The sequence below is a fragment of the Cyclobacterium qasimii M12-11B genome, assembly GCF_000427295.1.
Classification (GTDB): domain Bacteria; phylum Bacteroidota; class Bacteroidia; order Cytophagales; family Cyclobacteriaceae; genus Cyclobacterium; species Cyclobacterium qasimii.
Window position 1 is genome coordinate 215131 of the sequence record NZ_ATNM01000197.1, and the last position, 23642, is coordinate 238772.

21 protein-coding genes are annotated in these 23642 nt (G+C 39.0%); 11 read left to right on the forward strand and 10 right to left on the reverse strand.

The window, feature by feature from the left end; genetic code table 11:
- Positions 1-823 precede the first annotated feature (823 nt).
- The 9 genes from ADICYQ_RS24865 to sbnA form a co-directional block, all read right to left on the reverse strand.
- Positions 824-1846, reverse strand: coding sequence for a nucleotidyl transferase AbiEii/AbiGii toxin family protein (locus ADICYQ_RS24865; protein WP_020888507.1), 1023 nt, complete (start codon positions 1844-1846; stop codon positions 824-826).
- On the reverse strand, positions 1839-2363 hold the full coding sequence (locus ADICYQ_RS24870; protein WP_200861928.1) for a DUF6088 family protein: 525 nt from the start codon (positions 2361-2363) through the stop codon (positions 1839-1841). Before ADICYQ_RS24870 ends, ADICYQ_RS24865 begins: the two co-directional genes overlap by 8 nt.
- Before the next feature lie 982 nt (positions 2364-3345).
- The gene (locus ADICYQ_RS24880; RefSeq protein ID WP_040418103.1) at positions 3346-4590 is read right to left on the reverse strand and encodes a DUF4919 domain-containing protein; all 1245 of its coding nucleotides are present in this window, start codon (positions 4588-4590) and stop codon (positions 3346-3348) included.
- Positions 4591-4987: 397 nt separating this feature from the next.
- Positions 4988-5488 (reverse strand): thermonuclease family protein, encoded by a 501-nt coding sequence (locus tag ADICYQ_RS24885; protein WP_020888510.1) that lies wholly within the window; start codon positions 5486-5488, stop codon positions 4988-4990.
- An 805-nt stretch (positions 5489-6293) separates the two neighbouring features.
- On the reverse strand, positions 6294-6710 hold the full coding sequence (locus ADICYQ_RS24895; RefSeq protein ID WP_040418105.1) for a hypothetical protein: 417 nt from the start codon (positions 6708-6710) through the stop codon (positions 6294-6296).
- Between the two features lie 158 nt (positions 6711-6868).
- The gene (locus ADICYQ_RS27930; protein WP_020888513.1) at positions 6869-7027 is read right to left on the reverse strand and encodes a barstar family protein; all 159 of its coding nucleotides are present in this window, start codon (positions 7025-7027) and stop codon (positions 6869-6871) included.
- A 321-nt stretch (positions 7028-7348) separates the two neighbouring features.
- Positions 7349-8809: a type III PLP-dependent enzyme domain-containing protein gene (locus ADICYQ_RS24900; RefSeq protein WP_020888514.1), complete on the reverse strand. Its 1461-nt coding sequence runs from the start codon at positions 8807-8809 to the stop codon at positions 7349-7351.
- Positions 8784-10628, reverse strand: coding sequence for an FAD/NAD(P)-binding protein (locus tag ADICYQ_RS24905; RefSeq protein ID WP_020888515.1), 1845 nt, complete (start codon positions 10626-10628; stop codon positions 8784-8786). The genes ADICYQ_RS24900 and ADICYQ_RS24905 overlap by 26 nt, the downstream gene beginning before the upstream one ends.
- Positions 10622-11626: a 2,3-diaminopropionate biosynthesis protein SbnA gene (gene sbnA / locus ADICYQ_RS24910; RefSeq protein WP_020888516.1), complete on the reverse strand. Its 1005-nt coding sequence runs from the start codon at positions 11624-11626 to the stop codon at positions 10622-10624. Before sbnA ends, ADICYQ_RS24905 begins: the two co-directional genes overlap by 7 nt.
- A gap of 1086 nt (positions 11627-12712) precedes the next feature.
- Between sbnA and ADICYQ_RS24920 the strand changes: the two genes are divergently transcribed.
- Both ADICYQ_RS24920 and ADICYQ_RS24925 read left to right on the forward strand, forming a co-directional pair.
- On the forward strand, positions 12713-13072 hold the full coding sequence (locus ADICYQ_RS24920) for a VOC family protein (protein ID WP_020888518.1): 360 nt from the start codon (positions 12713-12715) through the stop codon (positions 13070-13072).
- A gap of 161 nt (positions 13073-13233) precedes the next feature.
- The gene (locus tag ADICYQ_RS24925; protein ID WP_040418106.1) at positions 13234-13932 is read left to right on the forward strand and encodes a DUF2490 domain-containing protein; all 699 of its coding nucleotides are present in this window, start codon (positions 13234-13236) and stop codon (positions 13930-13932) included.
- A 439-nt stretch (positions 13933-14371) separates the two neighbouring features.
- On the opposite strand, the gene ADICYQ_RS24930 is transcribed toward ADICYQ_RS24925, so the two are convergent.
- Positions 14372-15142, reverse strand: coding sequence for a DUF4625 domain-containing protein (locus ADICYQ_RS24930; protein WP_040418107.1), 771 nt, complete (start codon positions 15140-15142; stop codon positions 14372-14374).
- A 276-nt stretch (positions 15143-15418) separates the two neighbouring features.
- On the opposite strand from ADICYQ_RS24930, the gene ADICYQ_RS24935 reads away from it, so the two are divergent.
- From ADICYQ_RS24935 to ADICYQ_RS24975, 9 genes are all read left to right on the forward strand, one after another.
- The gene (locus ADICYQ_RS24935) at positions 15419-15856 is read left to right on the forward strand and encodes a DUF4625 domain-containing protein (protein ID WP_020888522.1); all 438 of its coding nucleotides are present in this window, start codon (positions 15419-15421) and stop codon (positions 15854-15856) included.
- A 234-nt stretch (positions 15857-16090) separates the two neighbouring features.
- Entirely contained in the window at positions 16091-17065 is a 975-nt protein-coding gene (locus ADICYQ_RS24940; RefSeq protein WP_040418108.1) for a YHYH protein, read from the forward strand.
- Between the two features lie 1041 nt (positions 17066-18106).
- On the forward strand, positions 18107-19075 hold the full coding sequence (locus ADICYQ_RS24945; protein WP_020888526.1) for a YHYH protein: 969 nt from the start codon (positions 18107-18109) through the stop codon (positions 19073-19075).
- Between the two features lie 13 nt (positions 19076-19088).
- The gene (locus ADICYQ_RS24950) at positions 19089-19730 is read left to right on the forward strand and encodes a hypothetical protein (RefSeq protein ID WP_020888527.1); all 642 of its coding nucleotides are present in this window, start codon (positions 19089-19091) and stop codon (positions 19728-19730) included.
- Between the two features lie 184 nt (positions 19731-19914).
- On the forward strand, positions 19915-20640 hold the full coding sequence (locus tag ADICYQ_RS24955) for a YHYH protein (protein WP_235114918.1): 726 nt from the start codon (positions 19915-19917) through the stop codon (positions 20638-20640).
- Complete coding sequence (locus tag ADICYQ_RS24960) at positions 20640-21212, forward strand: toxin-antitoxin system YwqK family antitoxin (RefSeq protein WP_020888529.1); 573 nt, start codon at positions 20640-20642, stop codon at positions 21210-21212. Before ADICYQ_RS24955 ends, ADICYQ_RS24960 begins: the two co-directional genes overlap by 1 nt.
- Complete coding sequence (locus ADICYQ_RS24965) at positions 21199-21852, forward strand: SCO family protein (protein WP_040418109.1); 654 nt, start codon at positions 21199-21201, stop codon at positions 21850-21852. The genes ADICYQ_RS24960 and ADICYQ_RS24965 overlap by 14 nt, the downstream gene beginning before the upstream one ends.
- A gap of 49 nt (positions 21853-21901) precedes the next feature.
- Positions 21902-23029 carry a cytochrome-c peroxidase gene (locus ADICYQ_RS24970; RefSeq protein WP_040418149.1) on the forward strand — a complete coding sequence of 376 codons (1128 nt, stop codon included), beginning with the start codon at positions 21902-21904 and terminating at the stop codon, positions 23027-23029.
- Between the two features lie 422 nt (positions 23030-23451).
- On the forward strand, positions 23452-23634 hold the full coding sequence (locus ADICYQ_RS24975) for a hypothetical protein (RefSeq protein ID WP_020888532.1): 183 nt from the start codon (positions 23452-23454) through the stop codon (positions 23632-23634).
- Positions 23635-23642: the final 8 nt, after the last annotated feature.

Genomic DNA, 23642 nt, shown 5'->3' on the forward strand with positions numbered 1-23642 from the left:
ATAATCAACGAAATATGAGAAAACCAAAAACTGAGGAGTTTGCCTGTGTGCGGGAAGCCTTAATTTTTAGCCGAAAAGATACTCAGCGGCGGGGTTTTTGGGTTACTTTTTTGACCTGTAGCAAAAAAGTGACAATAGTCAAGGTTAATGATATAGTATAGAAAAAAGGAATTGTAAAGTTAAAACCACCACTAACTAATTTCAGTTTTATATTAATAGGAAAGAAAATTATTAATAGAAGCGTTACTGGATAAACATGGCCTGATGGGTTTGGCATTGTTAAGTAATTTTATCCATAAAACCACTGGATTGCTGTTCATTTCTTTTCCATTGATGAAAAGAAACGAACCAAAGAAAAATCTAGCCAAAACTAAATCCCACCACACGTTGCCTAACGCCCCTCGTAGTTTTGGCCCGGCCACCGCGCCCTTACTTTAGCGATTGCATTAAAAATCACTAAATAAAAGAAGCCTTCTCTACCTGGTCTAAGTTTAGCGAAGTGTAACTTAGACCCAATATGAGGAAAGTTTTCAACTTTCGTTGATGCCATAATCACAATAATTAGGTAAAAAACTACCCAAGTTGACTTCGACTCCACTGACTTCGACAGGCTCAGCCACCGGTGCCAAATTACCCTATTATCACCAGCCAAAGCAGGAGGATATTAAAATAGAAGAACCATTTCATTTTACTAAATTTTAACCTAAACCGATGGATCAAAGAAATCAATTCAATAGGAATGGGCTGTAGCCCATTTATAAGGTCAAATCGAATTTTCTGGCTTTAGCCAAAATTTTGAGAACAAAAAGATTTTTGTATGGGTTTAGCGTTGGGCAAGTCCGTTGATTTTCTTTTGTAATTCCAGTAATCGTTCAATAAGTTTTTCAAATGATAATGACTTTCCATAAAACATACTTTCGGACATATCAGCATAATCTTTTTTCCATAGAGGTAATAAGTATTCAGGAGGAACAAACTTTATATTTTTTGGGGCGTGGTTGACGTAATCAATTCCAGAAATTGGAGTGAATTTACTCCGGTGTGTTACGATGGTATTATACAATCTCTGGTTTTGTAATGCTGTTTCTAAAAATTCAGATTGGCTCAATTTCTCTATGTCGTAAAGATGCCGGCTTAGTCGTTCAACCTTGATTTTTTCAGGTGTTTTCTGAAACTCTTCGTGTAAAAGAAATACCTTTTCCAGAAAGGTACGTTCGGGGTTTACCGTAGGAATAGTAACGGGATTATCGGCGAAGATATTTTCGGGGTAAATTTCAGAAACGAATGTCCCGAAAGTGCGTTGAGTGTAAGGTTCTTTGAGTGAACGACTCCCCACTTCAACCAAAACACCGGGTTTAAGATAAGTATCCGTTTCGGTTAATTTTGGGTAATAGATTTCGATAATCAATGGGTCTTGGTCATGGTTTTCAACCTCACGGGGTTTAATTTTTACATTTCTAAAACCTAATACCTTGAACTTTGCCTGTAATTCTTGGGTGAAAGTTTCATTGATAAAAGCGTACGACTTTCTTCTCAGCCTTCGGATATCACCTTTGGATAAATCTCCTGTAAAATTCAAATACTCCCTATCTAAAGCCAAGTCGATATCTTCGGAAAATCGTTGAATGAGTTTCCAACCTTTGCTTAAAGAAGTACCTCCTTTAAAAACTAAAGCCTTGGCACAATCCATAGTAAAGATTACAGCCAGAGTATGTGTCACCCACCAGTCTTTTTCTGCAGCTGATGGAGAAGGCAAGGGAAGTTGTCTTGCTGTTTCTGAAAAAATTCTGACTTTGGTTTTATCGGGTAGCTTAAACCATTCGCTTAAATGTGAAAAATCAATCATTGATTGTGCCTTTGAGTAATTCCCTAATCCAAACTGGTGCTATTTGTAAATCGTGTTGCAGGTATTTTGGATTCTCCTTCTTTAAAATGTTTTTGATCTGCCGAAGCTCATTATCTGTTATTTGGTCTTTACCGATTGTCCGCATTGCCTGAATAGCTAATTTGCTTAACCCACCAACAAAAGCCAAGTTTTTTGAGCTTGATTTTTTAAAGTTAATGGTCTGTTTACCAATTTGTATTTTTCTGGCAGAAGTATCTGTATAGTAAACCACGTTCAAAGGAACTTGTGTGGTTAATCCTAATTTATACATTGCGAAACTTCCCGTTGGAAGAATACGGGCCCTGTCTCTTTTGGCAATGGCAATGGCTATCTCCTCGATGTCAGGCATCACTTTTCCAATAATGTCATCAATCACAGGACGTACGTAGATACCTGTAGCTACACGGTCAATTTTACCGGCTTTCACCAAGCGTTCAAGAGCCTTACGAACTGCATCAGGATTCGCATCCTTTAAAATATTGTCAGTAAAAAAAGTGTTCCTTTTGCTTTTCGTTTGACCCTTTCCAGTATTTGTGTTTCAATGTTTTGTGGCATCATACGGCTAGTTTCTTGTCACAAATATAGTAATAATTTGTGACAAGAAAGTTAGCCATTAGCTGCTCTTGGATATAACGGACGAAGGTTATCCCTCAATCCTACAACACCCGCTGGTCTAAGTTTAGCGAAGCGTAACTTAGACCCAAAATGAAGAAAGTTTTCAATTTTCGTTAATGCCACAATCATTAAAATAGGTAGAGAGTTCCCAATATTAACTTGCACACCGGTGACTTCGACAGGCTCAGCCACCGGTGCCGAATTACCTAATTTTTACCAGTTAAAGCAGGAGGCTATTGAAAAGGAGGATTCGTTTCATTTTCCTTGATTCAGGCTAAATCAATTGACCAAAGAAATCAATTCAATAGGAATGTGCTTTAGCCCATTTATAGGGTAAAGTCGCATCATCCGGCTTTATCCTATATTTAAATTACAAAAGGTGAATTATTAAATCTAAATATAAAAGGTCGCCATGCTCTGGAATATCCAATGCTTATAATCATTATTTAATAGGCTGATTTTTAAATTTCCGCCTTGTAGCTATTCGGCGTGAAGAAATTTAAGCAGGGTATGGCAAGGGCACAGGCATGTTTGACCTTGATGTGAGCATTTACTACCGGAAATGTAAGCTGAATAGCTCAAACCTAAAATACCAGAGTTTGCCTGTGTGCGGGCAGCCTTAAATTTTAGCCGAAAAGATACTCAGCGGCGGGGTTTTTTGGTTACTTTTTGGCCCTGCAGCAAAAAAGTAACAATGGTCTTAATCAATGACTTGGTATAGAAATATCGGAATTGTAAAGCCACAAATCCCCTTTAGCTTGCATGGCCCAGCCACTCCCCGTAGTTGAAAAATTGCATTAATAAATTGATACAAAACCTTCGGATTGATCAGTTATAACCAAGCACTATTCCTTGTCTAAAGATTTTTCAATCTGCTTTTTAAATTCGCTATTATTTATTGCATGGTCAATATTAAAATAAAGGGTTATTGTTTCTTGTCCTTCTATTTCCATATCTAGCATGTCAAGAAAATAACCATTTGAATCATCACCAGACCCCATAGTCCCAATGTTTCCTCCGAATATATAGCTAATAATCGTCTGACCATCAAGTGGGCTAAGAACAAAATAGGAATGTGTATTTGATCCTGTTCCACTCCACAATATGGCATCTACGATCATTCTTGATTTTACAGAGGGGAAATAACTTCTGTCATCGTTAATTTTCCATAAAGAAAAACCCTCTTCCATAAGGGCTGTAAAGTTTACTGGGTTGGTTTTTAAAAGCTCTTTACTTAGCATCAATGCTTTATCATAATTCTTATCGCCCATTAACTTCATTATTTCACGCTCCTTCTCGACATTTTTATAGGGGTGATAATTCTGATTGTTCTTGAAACCAATCATTAAAGCAATGATTTCATTGTTTTTCAAGGACTTATCATGACTTTGAAATCGGTCCAGCAACGTTTCGTAGTAAAATTCAGATTGAGGGCTTGCTGATTCTGCTAGATAAAATTGAAAGTCCCGGTGATAATCAAAATATATTTCTCTAATATTCAGACTTTTATCAAAATTAAAGCTAACAGTATCGTTTACACCTTTAGGGTTAGAGATCAAAATATTCACAATTCCCTCTTGACTTTTTTTCAAAGAATTAATTTCTGTTCCTTTTTCCCAGTACAGATAAATTAATGCTTTTGCATCATTTAAGTCGGAAACAATAAATGGTGCAGACGCTGTTCCTTTACCAAATCGCTTTACAGCATTATATATCATTTGTGTTTTATCCCAAGAAGAGGTAATATTTTCTTCTTTCTCTTGCCCTAGTTGCGCTATTGCATAGTAAGTTAAGGCAGTTAAATTAACTGGGTTATAATCAAGTATTTCAGAACATATCTTCTCAATCTCTGGGAATGCATCATTTCGTTCAAGGTTTTGTAAGTCCTCTAATACTCCATCGTTTTGGTTCATTTTAGCGACATCTCTATAATGAAATAATAAATCCATAACTTCATAATCAGTCAGTGTAGAATCACACTTACCGAATCTTTCCGATAAATTTAGATCATTCGATTGCCCAAACCCTTGAAGTCCAAAAAGTATTAATAATCCAGTAATTAATTTTTTATGCATTTCCTTTCTTTTCATTGTGTGTCATCTCTTCTACTTGGTCTAAGTTTAGCGAAGCATAACTTAGACCCAAAATAAGGAAAGTTTTCAACTTTTATTGATATCACAATCACTAAAATAGGTAGAGAGCTCCCAATATCAACTTCGACTCCGCTGACTTCGACAGGCTCAGCCACCGGTGCCGAATTATCCAGTTTTTATCAGTTAAAGCAGGAGGCTATTGAAAAGGAGGAATCGCTTCATTTTCTTTGATTCAGGCTGAATTGACCAAAGAAATCAATTCAATAGGAATGGGCAAAAGCTCATTTACAGGGTCAAATCATATTCATCCGGCCTTAGTCGAAATTAAGAGAACAATACGATCAATATGCTTTGTTTTCTCCAATGCTGACCTACATTCTTATAAGCCAATTGATTATTCAGACTCCTTTTGCCAGAGCCCACGATTGCTTTCTCTGGCATCACGTTCGTAGGATACAAAGGCATCTGCGTATTTAACATTGGGCGGAATCGACAAAACTCTTGCGTAACCATTTTTTATCAACTCCTCATTTACAAAAGTACCATCAGACAAATAAACGTAGGCAAGCGTTCTTCCATACCGGTCTAAACTGTCCACACCATATTCCAACAAAACTTCTTGATTGATTAATAAATCAGTAAGGTAAGCTTTGGCTTCTTGTCCATAAAATCCAATTTTCTTATAATTCCCATTTCTTGTTTCAGGAGCATCCACTCCAATCAATCGAATTTTCACTCCTTTTTTTGACCCATCCTCAGCCCAAAAGGTATCACCATCCACTACTCTGGATACAGGCATCAAACCCGAAAGCTCAGCTTCCTCCTTACCGGAATTATAATAGGCAACGATTATTGAGACCAGAAGGACAAGAAAATATTTATATGTTTTATTCATTTTAGAAGCCTATCAAGGTTCAAAGATAATAGGGTAAAAGTAAAATTAAGGCTTGCTTATTATATATGGGTTATGATTGCCCTCGTTAGTTGCATTTCTTTTACAAAAGCAAACTTAAAAAAAACTTTTTATTATAAGTTAAGATTTAAAGATCCTCAAAAATAGATTCTTTATCAGCGAGTTCCCAGTTTGAAAGGCTGATAGAGAGCCCAATAAATATGTTCCTTTTCCGAGCACTATGGAGCTGAATTTAAGTTTCAATTGATCGCACCCGCTGGTCTAAGTTTAGCGAAGCGTATCTTAGACCCAAAATGAGGAAAGTTTTCAACTTTCGTTGATATCAAAATTACTAAAATTAGGTAAAAAGCTAACCAAGTTAACTTCGGCACCATTGACTTCGACAGGCTCAGCCACCGGTGTCGAATTACCCAATTTTCACCAGCTAATGCAGGAGGCCATTGAAAAAGATAAAGCTTTTCAGTTTTTAGGGTTTAGGACAACCCAGCTATTACAGGTTCAAACTTACAAAATATGTCTTATTAATTTGAGCATAACTGGCTTCAGCTAAAGTCTGGCAGTTAACTATCTAAAACTCTACTAAATGAACAGCAAATTATTTAGGTAGGATTTACACCTACTGGATTACCACAGCTTCGTAGCACACCAACGTTCTATGTAAGATTCGTGGGGCGACAAGTCCAACGAAGTTTGACTTGTCAGGCCGTAAGCAACGTTGCACGAAATAATGGCTATTTTGTTGATATTGAGCCACATGAATTTTACATTTTGTTAGGCGTAGTGGTTTCTATATTTCAGTCCATTTTTTAAATTCAAGAATCTGATTATTCTCTGCATTTGCAATCTCTTCATCTGGATTTTTAGTCAAGTAAATGATAGAGTCTGATTCAAATACTAAAATCTCAATTCCATTAAAAATGTTTTTAATCAACTCAATCGAAGTTTTCAGCTCGTCTACAGGTTCATAAGCTCCAAATAAACTCATATGTGTATGCCAACTACAATTTCCTTCGCTATTATCAAATCCAATTGTAATTTCTAAATCTTGTGTTGTAATCCAGAAAGTTGCTGTCTTTTGTTGGCTTGGATATTCAATTGTCAAAATATCATCCTTGGTTTTTATATAATCGGAAAAATATGGAAAATCTTTAAGTAATCCATTTTTAATAAAATCCGAAAAGTCTTTTTGACTTAAATCCTGCATTTTCAATAGTTCTATTTGAGAATTAATTTTATATGGTCATTGTATCTGATTATTTCAATGATTATTTCAAAAATCGTTTTTCCACTATTATTGTATTTTTCATTTAAATCCAACTTGCTTTTATTTGAATCAATTCAGATTAAATCATCGGACTTATCTTAGCAATCAAAAACACCAAATCCACCAGCTAAAACGTCATTGAATGCATCTAAATTACGACCTATCTTAAATTCCAAATTCTTAGTCAATTTGGTTTTTATCTCATCATAAAATTCGTCAAGATCTGAAAAATTATATGCGTTAATTTCTATCTGCATAGTTTCAATTTTGTATTGCGTTTCTTTCCATTAAGCCCAACAAGTGTATATAGCTATGTTTACTATTTGAGTTGCGTATATATCGACTATAAACCCACCCCATTTAGCTTGTAAAATGTCAAATTAACTATTTAGGACAAAAATTCAAGTATAGAAACCACACTTTTACTTAAACGGCAGGAATATATTTGGAAATACACAGGCTTGAACAGCAATTACACCAGCACTTAATAAATTTAAAATATTAAACAGAAGCCTATTAAAGAAAAATCAAAAAATAATATCGTTTACTCCACTAAAAATTAAACTCCCTAAAAATAATTACCCAATCAAATCATCAGCAGTAAAATCCGATACCCCTAACTTACCCTCACTACTAAAACTTAAATTTTGGGACAGGTCGAAAAGGTGGGCTTCGGTTTCGAAAAAGTGCATCATATAGCCGGCGGTATTTACAAAGGCGACAAAATCACCTATGGCGGGGAGTTGGGGCAGGGAGATTTTGCGTTTGAGCAGCACATCCCTTTCCAAACAATAGGCACCTGTGAAAAACACCTCTACAGGCGCGTTTGACTCTGATTTACCCGCATACATCACATAGGGATCCAAGAGAAAATCTTCACTGGAACTCATCATCTGACTCATGTTCATTTCCAATCCTACCAGCCATTGCCCTCTGGCATCCTGTTTCCTATGGGCTACCCTGGCAATGGTCATCCCCGTTTGGTTAAGCAGGGAGCGACCTGGTTCTATTCGTATTTCAAGTGACATGGCCTTCAGTCTTTGGGCATTGCTCTCTGCGGTTTCCGCATCTTTATAGTCCAGCACCTCCTTTAGAAAGGTCGTGCCATTGATGTGATTGTAATAGGGATAGGTTTTGAGTTGGCCTGTTAATTCATTGTTGATCATTTCATAGCCCAATCCATGACCATTGAAAGTTAAGGGATTGTCATTGTTATTCACTCCTTCTTGCAATGCCTGATCAAAGGCTTTCCATTGCTCCTCGCTTTCCAAGTAGTTCATCAATATCCCTCCTCCCATGTCTATAAAAGCGATGGACAAACCAGACTCATTGAGTCGCTTGGCCAAACCTATGCAATCGGAAAGGGCTTTGCCACGCTGAAGGGTAGAATAACCGTCCAGGTGAAAGTGAAAACCCTGAATAGAGAGGTTTTTAAAACGCCCTTTTTCCCCGAAATTTCCCAGAATAAAGGCCTCCACAGCAGCTATATCAAAGCCAAAACGACTGTAAAGCTTGGTCCCCTCTACCGTAAAACCGCTTATGCGAATGCCTACAATGGCCTTTTTATTCAGTTCCTCTGCTATGCTTTGGGCTTGTACACATTCATCCTCATTGTCCAGGACAATGGGCACCTGCTCATTGACGGCCAATGCATACTGTTCCTTGGTTTTGATGGCAGAAGTAAGCACCAGGTTTTTCCCATTTCCACCCAAAGCGATGGATTGTTCCAGTTCTTTTTGGCTGGCTGTATCCACACCTATGCCTACTTCCAAAGCCTGTTTCACCAGGGATTTTGATTTGTTGGCCTTGCGTGCATAGTAGATTTGGTGTTTCAATCCATAAGCTTCAAAAAGCTTTTTGAAGGAAGCGATGTTATCGGAAAAAGTGGGCAGATGGTGCAGGTTGATGGGGGAGCCATGTTTTTCAATCAGTCCGCTGATAATTTTCTGGTCTTCAAAAATACGGTGCATCCATGGGGAAGTAATGGGGGTCAGCCCAGCATTTGGATTGCCTTTAATATAATTTTGATTCGTATTCATTGGAAATATTTATCGTCTCTTTTTTCTCAACTGCTTTAGCTACTTCTTCTGCCCATTGGGAGGCAAAATTGTTTCGTTTTCTGGACAAGGTGTCATTGTCCAAAGTCAGCCCTTCTGTAGGCGTGCCGTATAGGGCAATCCCTTCCTGTACTGTTCCATCCTTTGCAATCATTTTACCCTTTTCATCCATATCCATGCACCCGGGAGTATAAATGCTTCCACTGGCATTCATGAATTTTCTTCCGATTCCTTTTTCCAAGATTGAACGATAAAGGGGGCTGGGCGTTTCGCTATCCTTGTTTCTGGGAATTCGGGCATTGATCAGGTAGTCTATGGCTTGCTCTTTTTGGTTTTCACCCTTCAAAAAGCCATAAGCATCAGAGGATTCATTGACCTCAAAAGTCGACCCTCGAGCAAAACCAAAGTCCACTATTCCTGCTTCAGCAAGAGCCAGTATTTTCTTCATGTTCTTCACTGGAGGTCCATAGGCAATGCGGTTGAAAAGGCCGAAATAGTTTCGGTCAAACAGTCTATGTGAAGCCGCATCCAAGCCTCCAAAACTGTAGATTTCATTAAAACCTGAACTTATACGGCGCCAGGTGCCAAATGCCGCATTCAATGGACTTTCCTCGGGGCCTTTTTCTGCTTCCAAAAGCAGTTTTTCTATATAGTCGGCAACTTGTTGATGAGTCAAAGTGGGTTGATTGGAAAAGGGATCCAACAGTTTTTCCCAGCTAAACCTTTCGGCTTCAGGAAAGGCTTTGTGAAAAGCTTCTATTTGACTTATACTGAATCCATAGGTTGAATGGTGAATTATCTCCTGTTGGTATTTCCTGAAAAGCACGCTGTAATAACTATGGGCGCATTCTTTGATTATCAAGGGTAGAATGGTCTTTTCAAAAGAAATGGGCTTTATACTTTTCAGCCAGGCAATAACATCCTCTCTAAAAAAAAACAAGGGGGCATCAATATCCATCGTCCCTGTACGAGGCATCATTGGAAGGCCTGTTCTGGAAAAGGGAAATATTTTGTCGGGTTCCTTTCCCGAAGGCATATAGGTCAATTTATCAGATCCAGCACCTGCAAATTGCCCTCCCCTAACTTCGGTAAGGGCGAGAATGGCATCGATGCTGGTCAGGCCAAATCCTTTAATTGCCACTTGCGCTCCGGCTTCAATATGTCCCAAAGCCAAGTGGGTAGGGTATACAAAATCGATGGAATGGCCGAAATGGTTTTCTTCAAGAAATCCAGCTCCGCAACCTAAATGCCCGGTCGTCAATAAAATTCTATCAAATTCCGGAAATTCATCTTCTTCTTTCTCTTGGGTATAAAGCCTGAATTTTTCACCATGTTTTTCAATATCGGTAACCGTCCTAATATGTTTCACCAACCGAATATTCTCAGGCAAGTTATTGCCCAAACGATCAAATCCTTCCATCAAATAGCTACCTACTGTTGCCCGTGAAGAAAATTCCTCACCAATTTGACTTTCTGGAACTTGCGCTTTTTTGGACAGCCAGTTTACAAAATTTGGTGTTTCATCGATAATTGCCCGGGGTTCCTCATCCGTCCAGCTATTGATGTTTTTATTGGCATAATTCATCAGCAGATAAGACGCCTGATCAGGGCGGTAAACATTACCAGCTGCAAAGAATTTATTTTGATTGAAAAGATGGATCGCTATAGGATCTTGGATTTCGCGCGCTTTGAGTTGCGCCAACAGGCGCTCAAAAGCGTAGTAACCTTTTGGGCCTACTCCAACTATGGCAATATTATATGTTGATGCATTTTCCATCCTTTCGGTGTCAGCTCTCACCATCCAATGGCAGTTTTTAGCTTTGGCTCACTTTCAGGGAAATTGGACAATACCCAATCCGGATTGTAAATGGTGTCGAGATACCGCTCTCCCCTATCTGCCAAAAGGAACACACAATTGCTAGCCTTTGGAATGTATTTGATGTACCGATCTATGGCAGCAATTACTCCACCTGTGGAGCCTCCACAGAGTATCCCTTCTTTTTTGAGCAAGGACCAGCATCCTTCAATACAGTCCAGGTCGCTAACCTTTACATGGCCTTCAAATTTTTGGGTATCGACAAACTGCGATTGTACACCTGCCCCATGTCCAGGAATAAGTCTTGGCGCTGCCTTTCCTCCAAACAAAACACTTCCTAAAGCATCCACCGCTATCACCTTTGTTCCTAGATTATGCTCTTTGATATAATCGGCATAACCCATTAAAGTACCGCAGGTGCTAGTGGACACAAAGAGGTAATCAACCGCTCCACCCAGGTCTCTCATTATTTCGTCTATGGTTTTATGGTGTGCCAAAGGGTTGTTAAGGTTCCCATATTGGTTGGTCCAGAAACTGTTGGGTATGGCTTGCAATAGCTCCTGTACCCTGTCTAGTCGGGCAGCTAGAAAACCTCCTTTTTTAGCAGGGGTTTTTACATATTCCAGTTGGGCCCCATAGGTTTTCAATAGCTTTTCTGTATGTGCATTCAAGTTAGGGTCCACCACCACGATCAACTTTAATCCATAATGGATACATGCCTGTGCCAGGCCTAAGGCCATGTTACCGGAACTCGATTCTATAATGGTATCCCCTCTATTTATTCTTCCTTCTTCAAGTGCTTTTTTGACTATAAAAATCGAAGTCCTGTCCTTCAAACTTCCGGAAGGATTGGCTGCCTCCAATTTACCATAAAACGATGCATGGCTGTCTGGGAAAAGTTTATCCAGACGCACCAAGGGAGTCTCCCCTATGGTTGCCACTATATCATTGGCAACATTCGAAACATTAGCTGTCGTAATCATAACCTTTATGTTCTAATGGATGAAATCCAAATTAATTGATAGTTTATATGGACATAATGCATAAATTTTATGCCATTCTATAAAGTACAATCCGGGATTCATTTCATAAAATGGAAAAACTTACTACAATTTTTCACCCTCAGTTAACTTAAATCATACTGAATTTGTTTGTTCATTCATGTGCCAACCCCTGCTTCTTTGGAGAGAACATTCAAACATATACCTGCTGATTTACAATACTTTACAACTTAACCCTATCTTTTTATGAAAAAATACATCTGTTTATGAGATTGAGGAGAAATACGTTTATTCAAATTTTACAGAACATGGCCGCTTTTCTCAGACATTGAATAGCGAATCGATTCCTAAATTCAATAACGTCCAAAAAAAATTCAATTGAGGTCATAATCTAGGCTTAACCTGAGTCTGGCATAGCCAAAACATTGCTCCACAATTCAAGCAGGATTCCACCAATCACTTTATCATAACTTTCTATGTAACACTAACCGAAAAATGGAAGGAATACGAAAAACTCCGGAGGAGTGAAACTTTTGTAGATAGGGGTGCAAAACCCCTGGCAAAAACGGAAGTCCCCACCCATTAACACCTGTTCTCAACTCGATATCCCGATTAAGCGAGGGACTGCCGCACCCATTCCCTCCCTAAAATCCCCAAAAAATGGATTCGCAGTGACGAGCAGAGATGGACGGGTATTTAATCGTCCCCATTCCCCAGCCCCAAAGGGGCGAAATATCATAGCCAAGGGTGTCAGCCCTTGGTAATTACATAAGAAAAACACTATGATTTTGGCGGTATTGTTGCCTTCTTTTTCCGCAACAATGCTGACAAAATCATCTATCAACCCAATCTTGCATTTTTAAAGATTACACCGGAATCCTTTACGTTCCCTAAACCCCAATAGGGGTGACATTTTTGTAGCCAAGGGTGAAAACCCTTGGAAATTAAATAGAGTATACATCCTGATTTTGGCGGTATTGTTGCTTTTTTTTTCCGCAACAATGCTGACAAAATCACTTGGACTAGTTTTTTTTATCTTTGACAACAAACCATTAAAACAAAAAAACCATGCGAAGAATAGTCCCCAATATTTATTCAAATGACCTGGAGAAAAGCAAAGGCTTTTACCTTGATTTTTTAGATATGGAATTGGCCATGGACATGGGGTGGGTGTTGACCTTTGTTTCCAAAGAAAACCCTACGGCACAAATCTCAATCTTTCAAAACAAGGACAATGCCCCTCTTGACAATTCCACTATATTCTTATCCATAGAAGTTTCGGAAATAGACAGTTGGCATGAAAAAGCCAGGCAACAGAAAATAACCATTGAATACCCAATTACGGATGAAGACTGGGGAGTGAGGCGCTTTTTTATTAAAGACCCAAATGGGGTAACCATTAATTTATTAAGTCATTTAGAAGGATAAATTAATCGTCTTTTCCCATGTAAATAGTATTCTCAAGGAAGCTAAACCGGCTTTCAAACGGTTGGAAGGCCCATGTTTTTGAACTATCTTTATCATTTCAGGCAGGTCAAATGAGAGAAATGTCTGTTTCAAAACTCCATCATCACATTTTAAACCCAAAAATGAAAAAGCGTTTATTTTTACTGTCCATAATCATTACCCTACTTGTACCCTTCTCAGGGAAAGCCCAAATAGACACGGACAAAACAGGGGCCTGGTACATGTATTTTTTTAATTCAACCTTTAATAAAAGTCAATGGGGCTTTCAGGGAGATATCCAATACCGCAACTGGAACAAAGGTGGAGACCTGGAACAACTGTTGTTACGAGGAGGGTTGACCTATAAACCAAAAGAGACGGACATCAAGTTCACCCTTGGCATTGCTAACATTACTTCAGGAGCTTATGGGGAGGACAAAAGCACATCCTCTGAAAGCAGAATCTATCAGGAAGCCCTTTTCCCCTCTCAATTTGGCGAGCGATTTTATGCTACCCATAGGTTTCGCTATGAGCAGCGCTTTGTAGAAAACCAGGATTTCAGAACCCGTTTTCGGTACAACTTATTTTTAAATATAGCCTTGAATAAAGCAGCAATGGAAAAAAACACCCTCTACCTGGCCCTTTACAATGAAATTTTTATCAATGGCGAAAGAGGTATAGGAAATGGAAGCTCAGTTGAAATCTTTGACCGAAACAGGTTTTATGTGGCCCTTGGCTATATGATCAATAATGACTTGAAAGTTCAACTGGGAGGCATGAGACAATCGACTGACCAATGGAGTAAAAACCAATTACAGTTTAGCTTGCACCATGATATTTAATCGAAAAAGCACCGACGTTACCTGATATAGCTATTGGGGTGGGTTTTAGTGAAAAAGTTTGACTAGTGAAAACAATTCCTGGGATGTTTTATTAATACTATAATAACCTGAGTACGACTAAAGCCTACGACTTGGTAATGGCTTACTATTCCCGTTGAAATCCCCCTTTGTCCCCCTTTAGAAAAAGGGGGATTTTGTTTTTTCCAGGACTAACGAGTACAAATCTGATTTTGCATTTCTCCATCCATATCAATTCCACCAAAAGAGCATAAAATTCATTATGCCGCAAATCCACCTTCTAGCAAAGGGGCGCAGTAGCTGTCCAGGCAGAGTCGGTAGGGATTTTTCTTAAACACATCCTAAAATCGAAGCCATGTGAATAATATAAAATAAGCCGGAAGGTTCCGGCTTATTTTATATCCTAGGATCACATTTAAAATCAATCGTTTACAACCTCAATATAGGTACCATATTCCTCTTCATTTCCTTCCTCATCCTCTACAATAAACATCACATGATATTCTCCGGCAGTGGCATTGGCAGGAACATCTATGTGTTCATGAAATTCGACCTCAGACAACTCGTGGTATCCTTCTTCAAAAACTTGCTCCATTTCCCAAACCACTTCTCCTGCACCAGCGGTAAGACCATGGGCATGAATGTCAACAGTAATGGTATGAATCCCATTGGCTGCACCAATTAAAAACTCTACATGGAAATCTTCTCCTCTTACCACTTCGGCATCCATTTCGAATCCACTAATATGAATCAATTCTCTTATTTCTAAATGACCCTCCACTTCCGTTATGTTACCTGCAATATCTAAAACTTCCAATACCACATGGTATTCTCCTGCCGGAGCCGTCGCAGGGATATCTATATGCTCATGAAAGGCTGGATTCTTCACCAAGTACTTGGAATCCGTGTAGACTTTTTCAAAGTCCCACTCTGTTTCTCCTTCGCCCACTTCCACATCATGTGCATGAATACTCAATGTAATGGAAGCAACATTGGCATTTGCAATAATGGTAGCCTCCAGGTGCAAATCAGTACCACGGTAGGCCACAGGTTCGGTAGAATGTGAGCTACCCTCTCCCATTTCAAAGGCAGATATTACTGCCGGATCAAAGGTCATGTCCTCCTCTTCCTGGCAGGAAAACAGTGCCAAAGCCAAGAGAGGAATCATAAATGCTTGTCTAAGTCTTTTCATTTTCAATAAATCTTTACTGGTTAAATAATGCAATATAGTTGCACAAACATAATGCAATATGATTGCATATACAAGATTTTGTACCGCTTTGAAGCGGAATATTTCTTTTAATTAAATATTCCATTTGCAACATTGTTTCACTCATGATATGGTATATATTTGCAATAGTGTTGCAGGGGCGTTTATGAGTATTATTCGCCTAAAGGCTCCTTTTACGCTGTATCCACAAACACCTATTCACCACAGAAATACATTTAAAACAATATCATTCCAGTCATGAAAATAAATTTCAACCATTTTATATCTGTCCTTATAGCTGTTTTAGCACTGGCCTCATGCCAGGAGAACATTGATCCAATTTTACCTTCCCCTACCATTGACAATGTTGAAATTGGGTTAAACGATGATGAAATTGGAGTAATAGGGCGAGATTTTCACCTTAATGCAGACATTCTGGCGGGAGAATTAATTGAGCAGGTACAAGTACAAATTATCCCAATAGAGGGAGAAAGCTATGAAGCTTACTGGGACTTAGAATTAGCATGGGATGAATACAAAGGAACCAAAAACGCCAATGTTCACAAACACTTTGACATTCCTGAAGACGCTGTAGAAGGCAGCTATGATTTCCTCCTCATCATTAAAGATCAGAATGGCACAAGCACTGAAGAGAAGCGAAATATCACCATTTACAAAGCAGAAAATTTGCCGTAGACCCTCAGTAAAAATATCAAGGTAAATGGTCAAGGAAATTGTTGCAATGCATGCTTTTGCGCCTAAGCTTTTTTAATGGTCAGCTCTTTGACTTAAATTTCTGGGGGAAGCCAAGTTTCTTTTAGCTAGATAGATAAAATAAAAATGTTTAACTTTTCAATACATTTTAATTCTAGTAGAAATGTATCGAGGGGTTTTAAATAGAATTACGTCTAACTCTACAAAAAAACTATAATGGTAAATTATAAACTTTTTGCTTTGCTCTTTGCCGCTTTTGCAATGGCTTCATCTTGCAGAAATAAGCCCCAGGAAATTCTAATCACAGATGATTTAGTGTTCGATGTAGACGCTTCCCATTTCATAGAGGGCACCAGTGTTTCCATTGTTCCATGCACACTTTCAAATGGCACTGAAACCGATTGTTATGAAATCGTAACCACTAGCACAGCTACAGATCATCAAATGGGTCCTTGGTGTCCAGGCAATATTTCAGACGGTGAAGAAGCGGGTGGGATTTGGCTGGACAATGGAAAGGTTTATGATGTTGATGGTGCCTTTATTCAAAACCTGGCCACTTTTTATGATGACGACACCTGGATGATGTATGATGCCAATGGAGACATCTTTGTCACAAGTACTGAGGAAGACTGTATCAATGCGGCTAACCCCAATGTAGGTCCTGAATACAAGAATTTCTGTGTAGAATGCCTCCCCTCTTATATCACTGAACTCTCCCAATCCTGGTTAATTCCAGTTACCCCAGTAAGACTTACCGAGCCAAATAATTTTGCCATGGGGCCAAGAGGTGGTAATGGACCTAGTGTAAGGGGAATCGCCTTTAACGGAATAGAATTCTCTGGAGCTGCTCCCACAGATGCCATTCTTTCGGCATATACACTTGCGCCATTTGACGATGCGGGAGGACACATCAATGTACACCAGGGCTATCATTACCATGCCGCGACAGGGATAAGCACCGAGATCGCTCAGGCTGATGGACATGCACCATCCATAGGATATGCCATGGATGGTCATGGTATATACGCACAACTCAATGAAGATGGTAATGAACCTACAGATTTGGACCAATGTCGAGGCCATTACGACGAAACCAGAGGATATCACTACCATGTAGATGCTCCTGGAGAAAACAATTTCATCAATTGCCTTTCCGGTGCCTATGTTAATCCAGTCCGAATTAGGAAATAGACTTTCGATTATTAGGAAGAAATCTTTTCCCTTCAAGAAAAATCAGGGCAGGCAGAGTAAAGTTAGGGAAGCTTATTTCATAATTCCATCTCACTCTTTTAATTAGGACAGCAATCAGCATAGATTAATAGAAGTTTAATCGCTCCGAATAACATAGATAGGAATGCCAGCCACCGATAGGGTGTAAGGAAAACATCAGAATTTTGACGGTATAGTCGCTACATCCCCTAAACCCCAATAGGGGTGGCATTTTTGTAGCCAAGGGTGAAAACCCTTGGAAATTAAATAGAGTATACATCCTGATTTTGGCGGTATTGTTGCCTTTTTTTCTGCAACAATAATGACAAAATCCCAATCGATTCGTGACCCCTTGATGCTTTTTCCCAGTCAGAAATCCACCTAAAGCGAGGGACTGCCACACCCATTCCCTCCGCTAAAGCCTCCCAAAATGGGCTCGCAGTGACGGTCTGCTGTGACCACGAACGCTGGCATAAAAGGTCTTTTTAATAGAATTCCATCTAATGCTTTATAGCTTCACATTACTCTCTATGCTGAAGTTTTACGAATACAAAACTCCAGAGGAGTGAAACTTTTGTAGACAGGGGTGCCAACTCCTGTTTAAGTGATTGGTCGTTAAATGATTTTGGCGGTATTGTTGACTTTTTTTTCTGCAACAATGCTGACAAAATCCCAATCGAAGACGCGACTAATTAATGCTTTTCCCCAGTCAGAAATCTCGAAATACGAATCCTAATTTTCAACTAATACCAATCGAAAAACCTACACATTTTACTCATAATCAACGAACTAACAAAAATTGTGATTTAGGTTTTTAAAGGATTAATTGGTATATTATGTATGAATTTTTTAAAGCAATTAACTTTTGGTTATAAAAGTAATTTTAAAGGAAAAACTTTCATTGATTTTTCTCCACCCTTCCAATTATCCGGGTTATAATCAAATTATTGCAAAGGGACCGAGGGAATTCGAAATGGTTTGCGTCTATACAAGAACAAAACCAAAGGCTTTAAACAAAAAATTATGCTAAATTTTAGATTAGGCTTCCTTATCATAGGAACGTTGGTGATTTTTTCATCCTGTGACAACAACGATGACGAACAAGACATTGAGAATTCAGACGGGGTGGTGTTAGAGGTAGATGCCTCTTATTTCCTTGATGGTACCACGGTAACCACCATACCTTGTACATTATCCGACGGTACAGAAACAGATTGTTACCAAATAGTAACCACAAGTACCGCTTCAGATCATCAAATGGGTCCATGGTGTCCCAGCAACATTTCTGATGGAGAAGAAGCTGGAGGTATTTGGCTGGAAAGTGGACAGGTTTATGATGTTGACGGTGAATTCATTAAAAACCTGGCTTCCTTTTACAATGATGATACCTGGATGATGTACGATGCCAATGGGGACATTTATATTACCAGCACCGAAGAAGATTGTATCAATGCAGCCAATCCGGATGTTGGGGAAGAATATCAAAATTTTTGCGTAGAATGTTTGCCTTCCTATATCACTGACCTGGCACAAACATGGGTAATACCTGTCACTCCGGTGAAACAAAGCAGCTCAAGTAATTTCGCTATGGGCGGAGGTCCTTTCGGCGCTACCGGACCAACGGTCAGAGGAATCGCCTTTAATGGAATTGAATTTTCAGGAGCGGCTCCAACAGATGCCATTCTTTCGGCTTACACGCTAGCTCCATTTGATGATGCAGGTGGCCATATCAATGTACATCAGGGCTACCATTACCATGCAGCCACTGGTACAAGTACGGAAATCTCTCAGGTAGACGGACATGCACCAATGATTGGTTATGCCATGGATGGCCACAGTATTCATACCCAACTCAATGAGGATGGTGAAGAGCCTAGCGATCTGGACCAGTGCAGAGGTCACTATGACGAAACAAGAGGTTACCATTACCATGTAGATGCAGCAGGAAATAACAATTTCATCGATTGCCTTGCAGGTGCCTACGTAAACTAAAAAAAAGAGAAAAATGATTAGATATATTTTAAGTCTTTTACTACTGACCTGGGCAGGGATTGCCCAGGCACACCAACCCGCTATTTCCTCAATAATTTTAGCAGAAAAGGCGGATCATAGCTGGATACTTCAAATTAGGTCTCCACTAACTTCCTTTGAATACGTGGTAAAACAAAAATACGGGGAATCTTCATTTGCCACCGCCGAAGCCTTTCAGGAATTAGTTGTAGATTATTTGAAAGAAAATATTTCTATTCGTTTCAATGGAGCGGAAAACCTGGTTCTTCAAAAGGGTACCGTTCAATTAGGGCATGAAACCAATGTATTTTTTCAAGTTGAAGGAGTTCCTGAAATCGTTGAATCCATTGCGGTAAATAACCCAAGTTTTGCGGGAATCAATCGAAACCAAAGTATTTTCATGGTACTTAAAGAAGGGATGACCAATAACCAATTTATACTAAACAACGAAAACCAACATTCTGCCGACCTTCAGTTGGAAGGATCAGGTTTTGTATCCCAGGAATCAAATTTAACTTTTGGCCTTTTTCAGCAATCAATAATCCCGTCAGGCTACAAACTTTGGATCTCTGGGATTGTATTGGTTTTACTGGCAGGGTTTTACTTAAAACAGAAAAGGCTACTGCCTGTCAATTAAATAGGGAGGGAATTAAACTTTATCCAAGTAAGCATGTCTAATACCTGTGCAGACCCAATAAAATAGTCCAAATCAACTATTTTATCTTAACCCATTTCTGCCAGGTATTTTCCAATGTTTTCAAATTTTCAAAAATTGCATGCTGCCTTTTATAAAAAAATCAATATTTGTCTCTCTTTTTATCATGGGGTTTACAATGGCCTGTTCCAATGAGATGGAAGAAATGGAGGAAATGGAAAAAGAAGAAAGCACAGCAACATATGACATTAGTCCTATCCTGGACAAATTTGAGGGCAATGGCCTTTCTTATGAAATTGCAGGTGATTTTGTGATTTTCACTACTCAGGACCTACCTAATCATACAAGTCCTTACTGGCCTGCCGGCAATGCATTATATAGCGAATACACCGGCAGTAACCCTAGTTACCGTAAAAATCCCAATACAATTGCTGCGCAAAATATTGTACTGACCATCCCACTATATCCATCAGAGGCAACAGTTAAGGAAGCCACACCACTTGGTGCCATTGGCATTTCCAGAAATGGGGTGGTTTTTTACAATCAATACGCCGGACCTGACCTGCCACTAACCACTGAGATCAATTCATTTGATCAATGGCTCGGCCACCCGCAAGGGACCGGGCAATACCATTACCATATAGAACCTGTATACCTGACAAATGAATTTGGTAAAGATGCGTTTTTAGGACTTTTGGCGGATGGGCTCCCTGTATACGGGCCTGTGGAAGGGGATCATATCATTACCAATGATGACCTTGATGCTTTCCATGGACACTTTTCGGAAACTACAGATTTCCCGGAGGGTATTTACCATTACCATATTACTAGCGAAGACCCTTACCTCAATGGTAGTGGATATTTTGGCAGTCCCGGTAATATCACAAGATAATGCATTTTAAAATTTCACCTGCTATTTTATTCCTTTTGTGGTTCTGCTGTTTGACTTCCTGTAGGGAGGAAAAAGTGAGGCTAGATGCATCCGATCCTCAATTGCATCTGAAAAATGGGCAACTTTTTTACAAAGACGGTTTGTTTAGTGGACAACTCAGCGCCTCCTATGCGGACGGAAGTCGGCAGTCCCTTGTTCAATACAGCAAGGGAAGAAAGGAAGGGGAAGAGAAACAGTGGTATACGGATGGAACTTTGGCTATTTCAAGGAGCTATTCCAAAGGGCATAAAGTAGGCATCCACAAGGCCTGGTGGCCAAATGAAAGCCCGAAATTTGAATACCATTTCAATAACAATGGGCAATACAATGGAAGAGTAACCGAATGGTACTCCTCCGGTCAAAAATTCATGGCTTTCAATTATGTGAATGGAAAAGAAAGCGGCAGCCAGAAACTCTGGCAAGAAGATGGGCGGATAAAAGCCAATTATGTTGTTCAAAATGGAGAACGTTTTGGGCTTATTGGGCTTAAAAAATGCAATCCGGTAGAAGGGAAAAACGATGAGATCAATTAAAATCAATAGCTTATTCTTTTTACTATTCCTTGGAATGGGGCTTGCATGCAAAGAAGTAAAAACAAGTGAAAATACGGCTACAGAAAAAACCGGATTACCCTATTTCAATACAGCAGATTTCACACCGGACTGGGATACCAAAGAACATAAAATCCCCGATTTTTCTTTCCTAAATCAAAATGGTAACACCATTACCAATGCAACCTATGCAGGTAAAAATTATGTTGCCAATTTCTTTTTCACCATTTGCCCCGGAATATGTCCAAAGCTCACAACCAATATGGGCCTTTTGCAGGAAGCCTATAAAAATGATCCTGACCTTATGTTGCTATCTCATTCAGTGATGCCCTGGAATGATAGTGTGCCTGTATTGAAGAATTATGCCGTAGAAAAAGGAGTAGACGATTCAAAGTGGAATTTGGTCACTGGTCCAAAAGAGGCCATATATGATATTGCCAGAAACGGCTATTTCGCTGACGAGGATTTTACAAAAACGCAGGATCCTGAAACCTTCATCCATACCGAAAACTTTATTCTAGTAGACAAAGAAGGTTATATCAGAGGCGTATATAACGGAACCCTGGAACTGGATTTGGAGCGGTTAAAAAGGCATATTGAAATTTTAAAAGTAGAAGAATAATGATTCTAATTTTGAGAATTATATCCTAATAAAATAAATGTATTCAATCATGAGACGAAGAAATTTAGCCATCATTGTGACGGCATTAGTATTAAGCTTAATCATTCTAAATTTGATTCCTTTTACCAATGAGTTCGATGAAGAAGTACCGTCTTATATCAATAGGGACAATTCCGGTTTTGGCTATAAAATATCGGCTGAAGAAATCGCTCTTGGAAGAGTGCTTTTTTACGACAAACAGTTGTCTATAAATAACTCCATTTCATGTGCCAGCTGCCATCAGCAGGAATTTGCGTTCAGTGATACCTCCTATCTAAGTCTTGGACAAAACGGAGGAGAAACCGGAAGGCATTCTATGCGGCTAATTAATACGCGTTTTTCTATGGAAGAGAAATTCTTTTGGGACGAAAGGGCTGTTTCTCTGGAGGACCAAACTTCTAAACCCATACAAGACCATATCGAAATGGGCTTCAGTGGTATTGATGGAAATCCCAACTTAGATTCTTTAATAGAAAAAATAGAGAAAATAGATTACTACCAGGAATTGTTTACAATGGCTTTCGAGGAGGATGAAATCACAGAAGAAAAAATTCAAAAAGCCCTGGCACAGTTCGTAAGAAGCATCCAATCATTTGATTCAAAATACGATGTTGGCAGAGGGGCTGTCAACAACAACCAAGTAGATTTCCCAAATTTTTCTGATTCCGAAAACCGTGGCAAGCAACTGTTCATGAGCAACCCTATTCAGAATGGTGCCGGTTGCAACCGTTGTCACAGAGCACCTGAATTCGCCATCGGTCCCAATGCAATGAACAATGGTGTTATTGGTGTGCCTGGAGATTCAACTGCTTCAGACATTAATATAACACGCGCCCCGACCCTCAGGGATTTAGTTAATCCACAAGGATACATGAATGGACCCCTCATGCATGATGCGAGTATTACAAGCCTAAGTGCGGTAATCAACCACTATAATGAAGTACCAAATAATCCAGGATTAGACAACCGATTGAGAAATGCAGGAGGGAACTTACAACTCACCGCATCAGAAAAAGTGGACTTGGAAAACTTCCTTCTTACACTTACAGGTAAAAGGGTATACACACATGAAAAATACGCTAGCCCTTTCGATATGGACAACAGGCTTAACCTTTCTGAATTGCTTTCTATGCACTAATAGAAAAGCGAACCTGAAGAAAGTGACAGGCTTAAGATTTTTTCAGCATTGTTGTAGAAATACAAATACCGCCAAAATTCGGTATTTATATTTCACTTTTTCATGGGTTGAAAGCCATTGATTTTATTGTTGTATTTTGAAAGGGTTGGATGGAATTCTACAATAGATTTACAACACCTCTCCTAACTCGGTTGGAAAGTGTTACAATCACAAGTAAATCAGGCTATTTATAGATTTCAACTTATCAATAAGCAGCCATAAAATTGGGATAAAAGAAAAATTTAACTACATTAAACTAATGCTATGGTAATTCTACCAATTGGCAAACCAAGTTTCAATTCGTATGGTTTTTATAGGTGTGTTTAAACCAAGAAACCATTGATTACGTTGTCGATTTGTATAGAAAAATATTAGATTTCGATATGATTGAAATAAAGAAAAATAAAGATGTCGTAAAAGCAACCAAAGAAGGTAGGATTTATATAGAAAATGAAGATTTTTTCAAACAAGAGAAAGTTCAACATCTTCTCGGTAAATTAAAAAAGTCTTCCATTTTCAAAGAAATTGAATCCAAAAAAAAGGAGTTAAATCCTGGCCTTAGCTAATTTTAAAT

Bases quoted from the DNA above. Each gene is read 5' to 3' on its own strand.
- ADICYQ_RS27930 (WP_020888513.1), bottom strand. From the start codon at position 7,027: ATGCAGATAGAAATTAACGCATATAATTTTTCAGATCTTGACGAATTT.
- ADICYQ_RS24885 (WP_020888510.1), bottom strand. From the start codon at position 5,488: ATGAATAAAACATATAAATATTTTCTTGTCCTTCTGGTCTCAATAATC.
- ADICYQ_RS24970 (WP_040418149.1), top strand. From the start codon at position 21,902: ATGAGACGAAGAAATTTAGCCATCATTGTGACGGCATTAGTATTAAGC.
- ADICYQ_RS24975 (WP_020888532.1), top strand. From the start codon at position 23,452: ATGATTGAAATAAAGAAAAATAAAGATGTCGTAAAAGCAACCAAAGAA.
- ADICYQ_RS24955 (WP_235114918.1), top strand. From the start codon at position 19,915: ATGGGGTTTACAATGGCCTGTTCCAATGAGATGGAAGAAATGGAGGAA.
- ADICYQ_RS24935 (WP_020888522.1), top strand. From the start codon at position 15,419: ATGAAAATAAATTTCAACCATTTTATATCTGTCCTTATAGCTGTTTTA.
- ADICYQ_RS24960 (WP_020888529.1), top strand. From the start codon at position 20,640: ATGCATTTTAAAATTTCACCTGCTATTTTATTCCTTTTGTGGTTCTGC.
- ADICYQ_RS24880 (WP_040418103.1), bottom strand. From the start codon at position 4,590: ATGAAAAGAAAGGAAATGCATAAAAAATTAATTACTGGATTATTAATA.
- ADICYQ_RS24945 (WP_020888526.1), top strand. From the start codon at position 18,107: ATGCTAAATTTTAGATTAGGCTTCCTTATCATAGGAACGTTGGTGATT.
- ADICYQ_RS24900 (WP_020888514.1), bottom strand. From the start codon at position 8,809: ATGAATACGAATCAAAATTATATTAAAGGCAATCCAAATGCTGGGCTG.
- sbnA (WP_020888516.1), bottom strand. From the start codon at position 11,626: ATGATTACGACAGCTAATGTTTCGAATGTTGCCAATGATATAGTGGCA.
- ADICYQ_RS24905 (WP_020888515.1), bottom strand. From the start codon at position 10,628: ATGGTGAGAGCTGACACCGAAAGGATGGAAAATGCATCAACATATAAT.
- ADICYQ_RS24925 (WP_040418106.1), top strand. From the start codon at position 13,234: ATGAAAAAGCGTTTATTTTTACTGTCCATAATCATTACCCTACTTGTA.
- ADICYQ_RS24950 (WP_020888527.1), top strand. From the start codon at position 19,089: ATGATTAGATATATTTTAAGTCTTTTACTACTGACCTGGGCAGGGATT.
- ADICYQ_RS24930 (WP_040418107.1), bottom strand. From the start codon at position 15,142: ATGAAAAGACTTAGACAAGCATTTATGATTCCTCTCTTGGCTTTGGCA.
- ADICYQ_RS24895 (WP_040418105.1), bottom strand. From the start codon at position 6,710: ATGCAGGATTTAAGTCAAAAAGACTTTTCGGATTTTATTAAAAATGGA.
- ADICYQ_RS24965 (WP_040418109.1), top strand. From the start codon at position 21,199: ATGAGATCAATTAAAATCAATAGCTTATTCTTTTTACTATTCCTTGGA.
- ADICYQ_RS24920 (WP_020888518.1), top strand. From the start codon at position 12,713: ATGCGAAGAATAGTCCCCAATATTTATTCAAATGACCTGGAGAAAAGC.
- ADICYQ_RS24940 (WP_040418108.1), top strand. From the start codon at position 16,091: ATGGTAAATTATAAACTTTTTGCTTTGCTCTTTGCCGCTTTTGCAATG.
- ADICYQ_RS24865 (WP_020888507.1), bottom strand. From the start codon at position 1,846: ATGATTGATTTTTCACATTTAAGCGAATGGTTTAAGCTACCCGATAAA.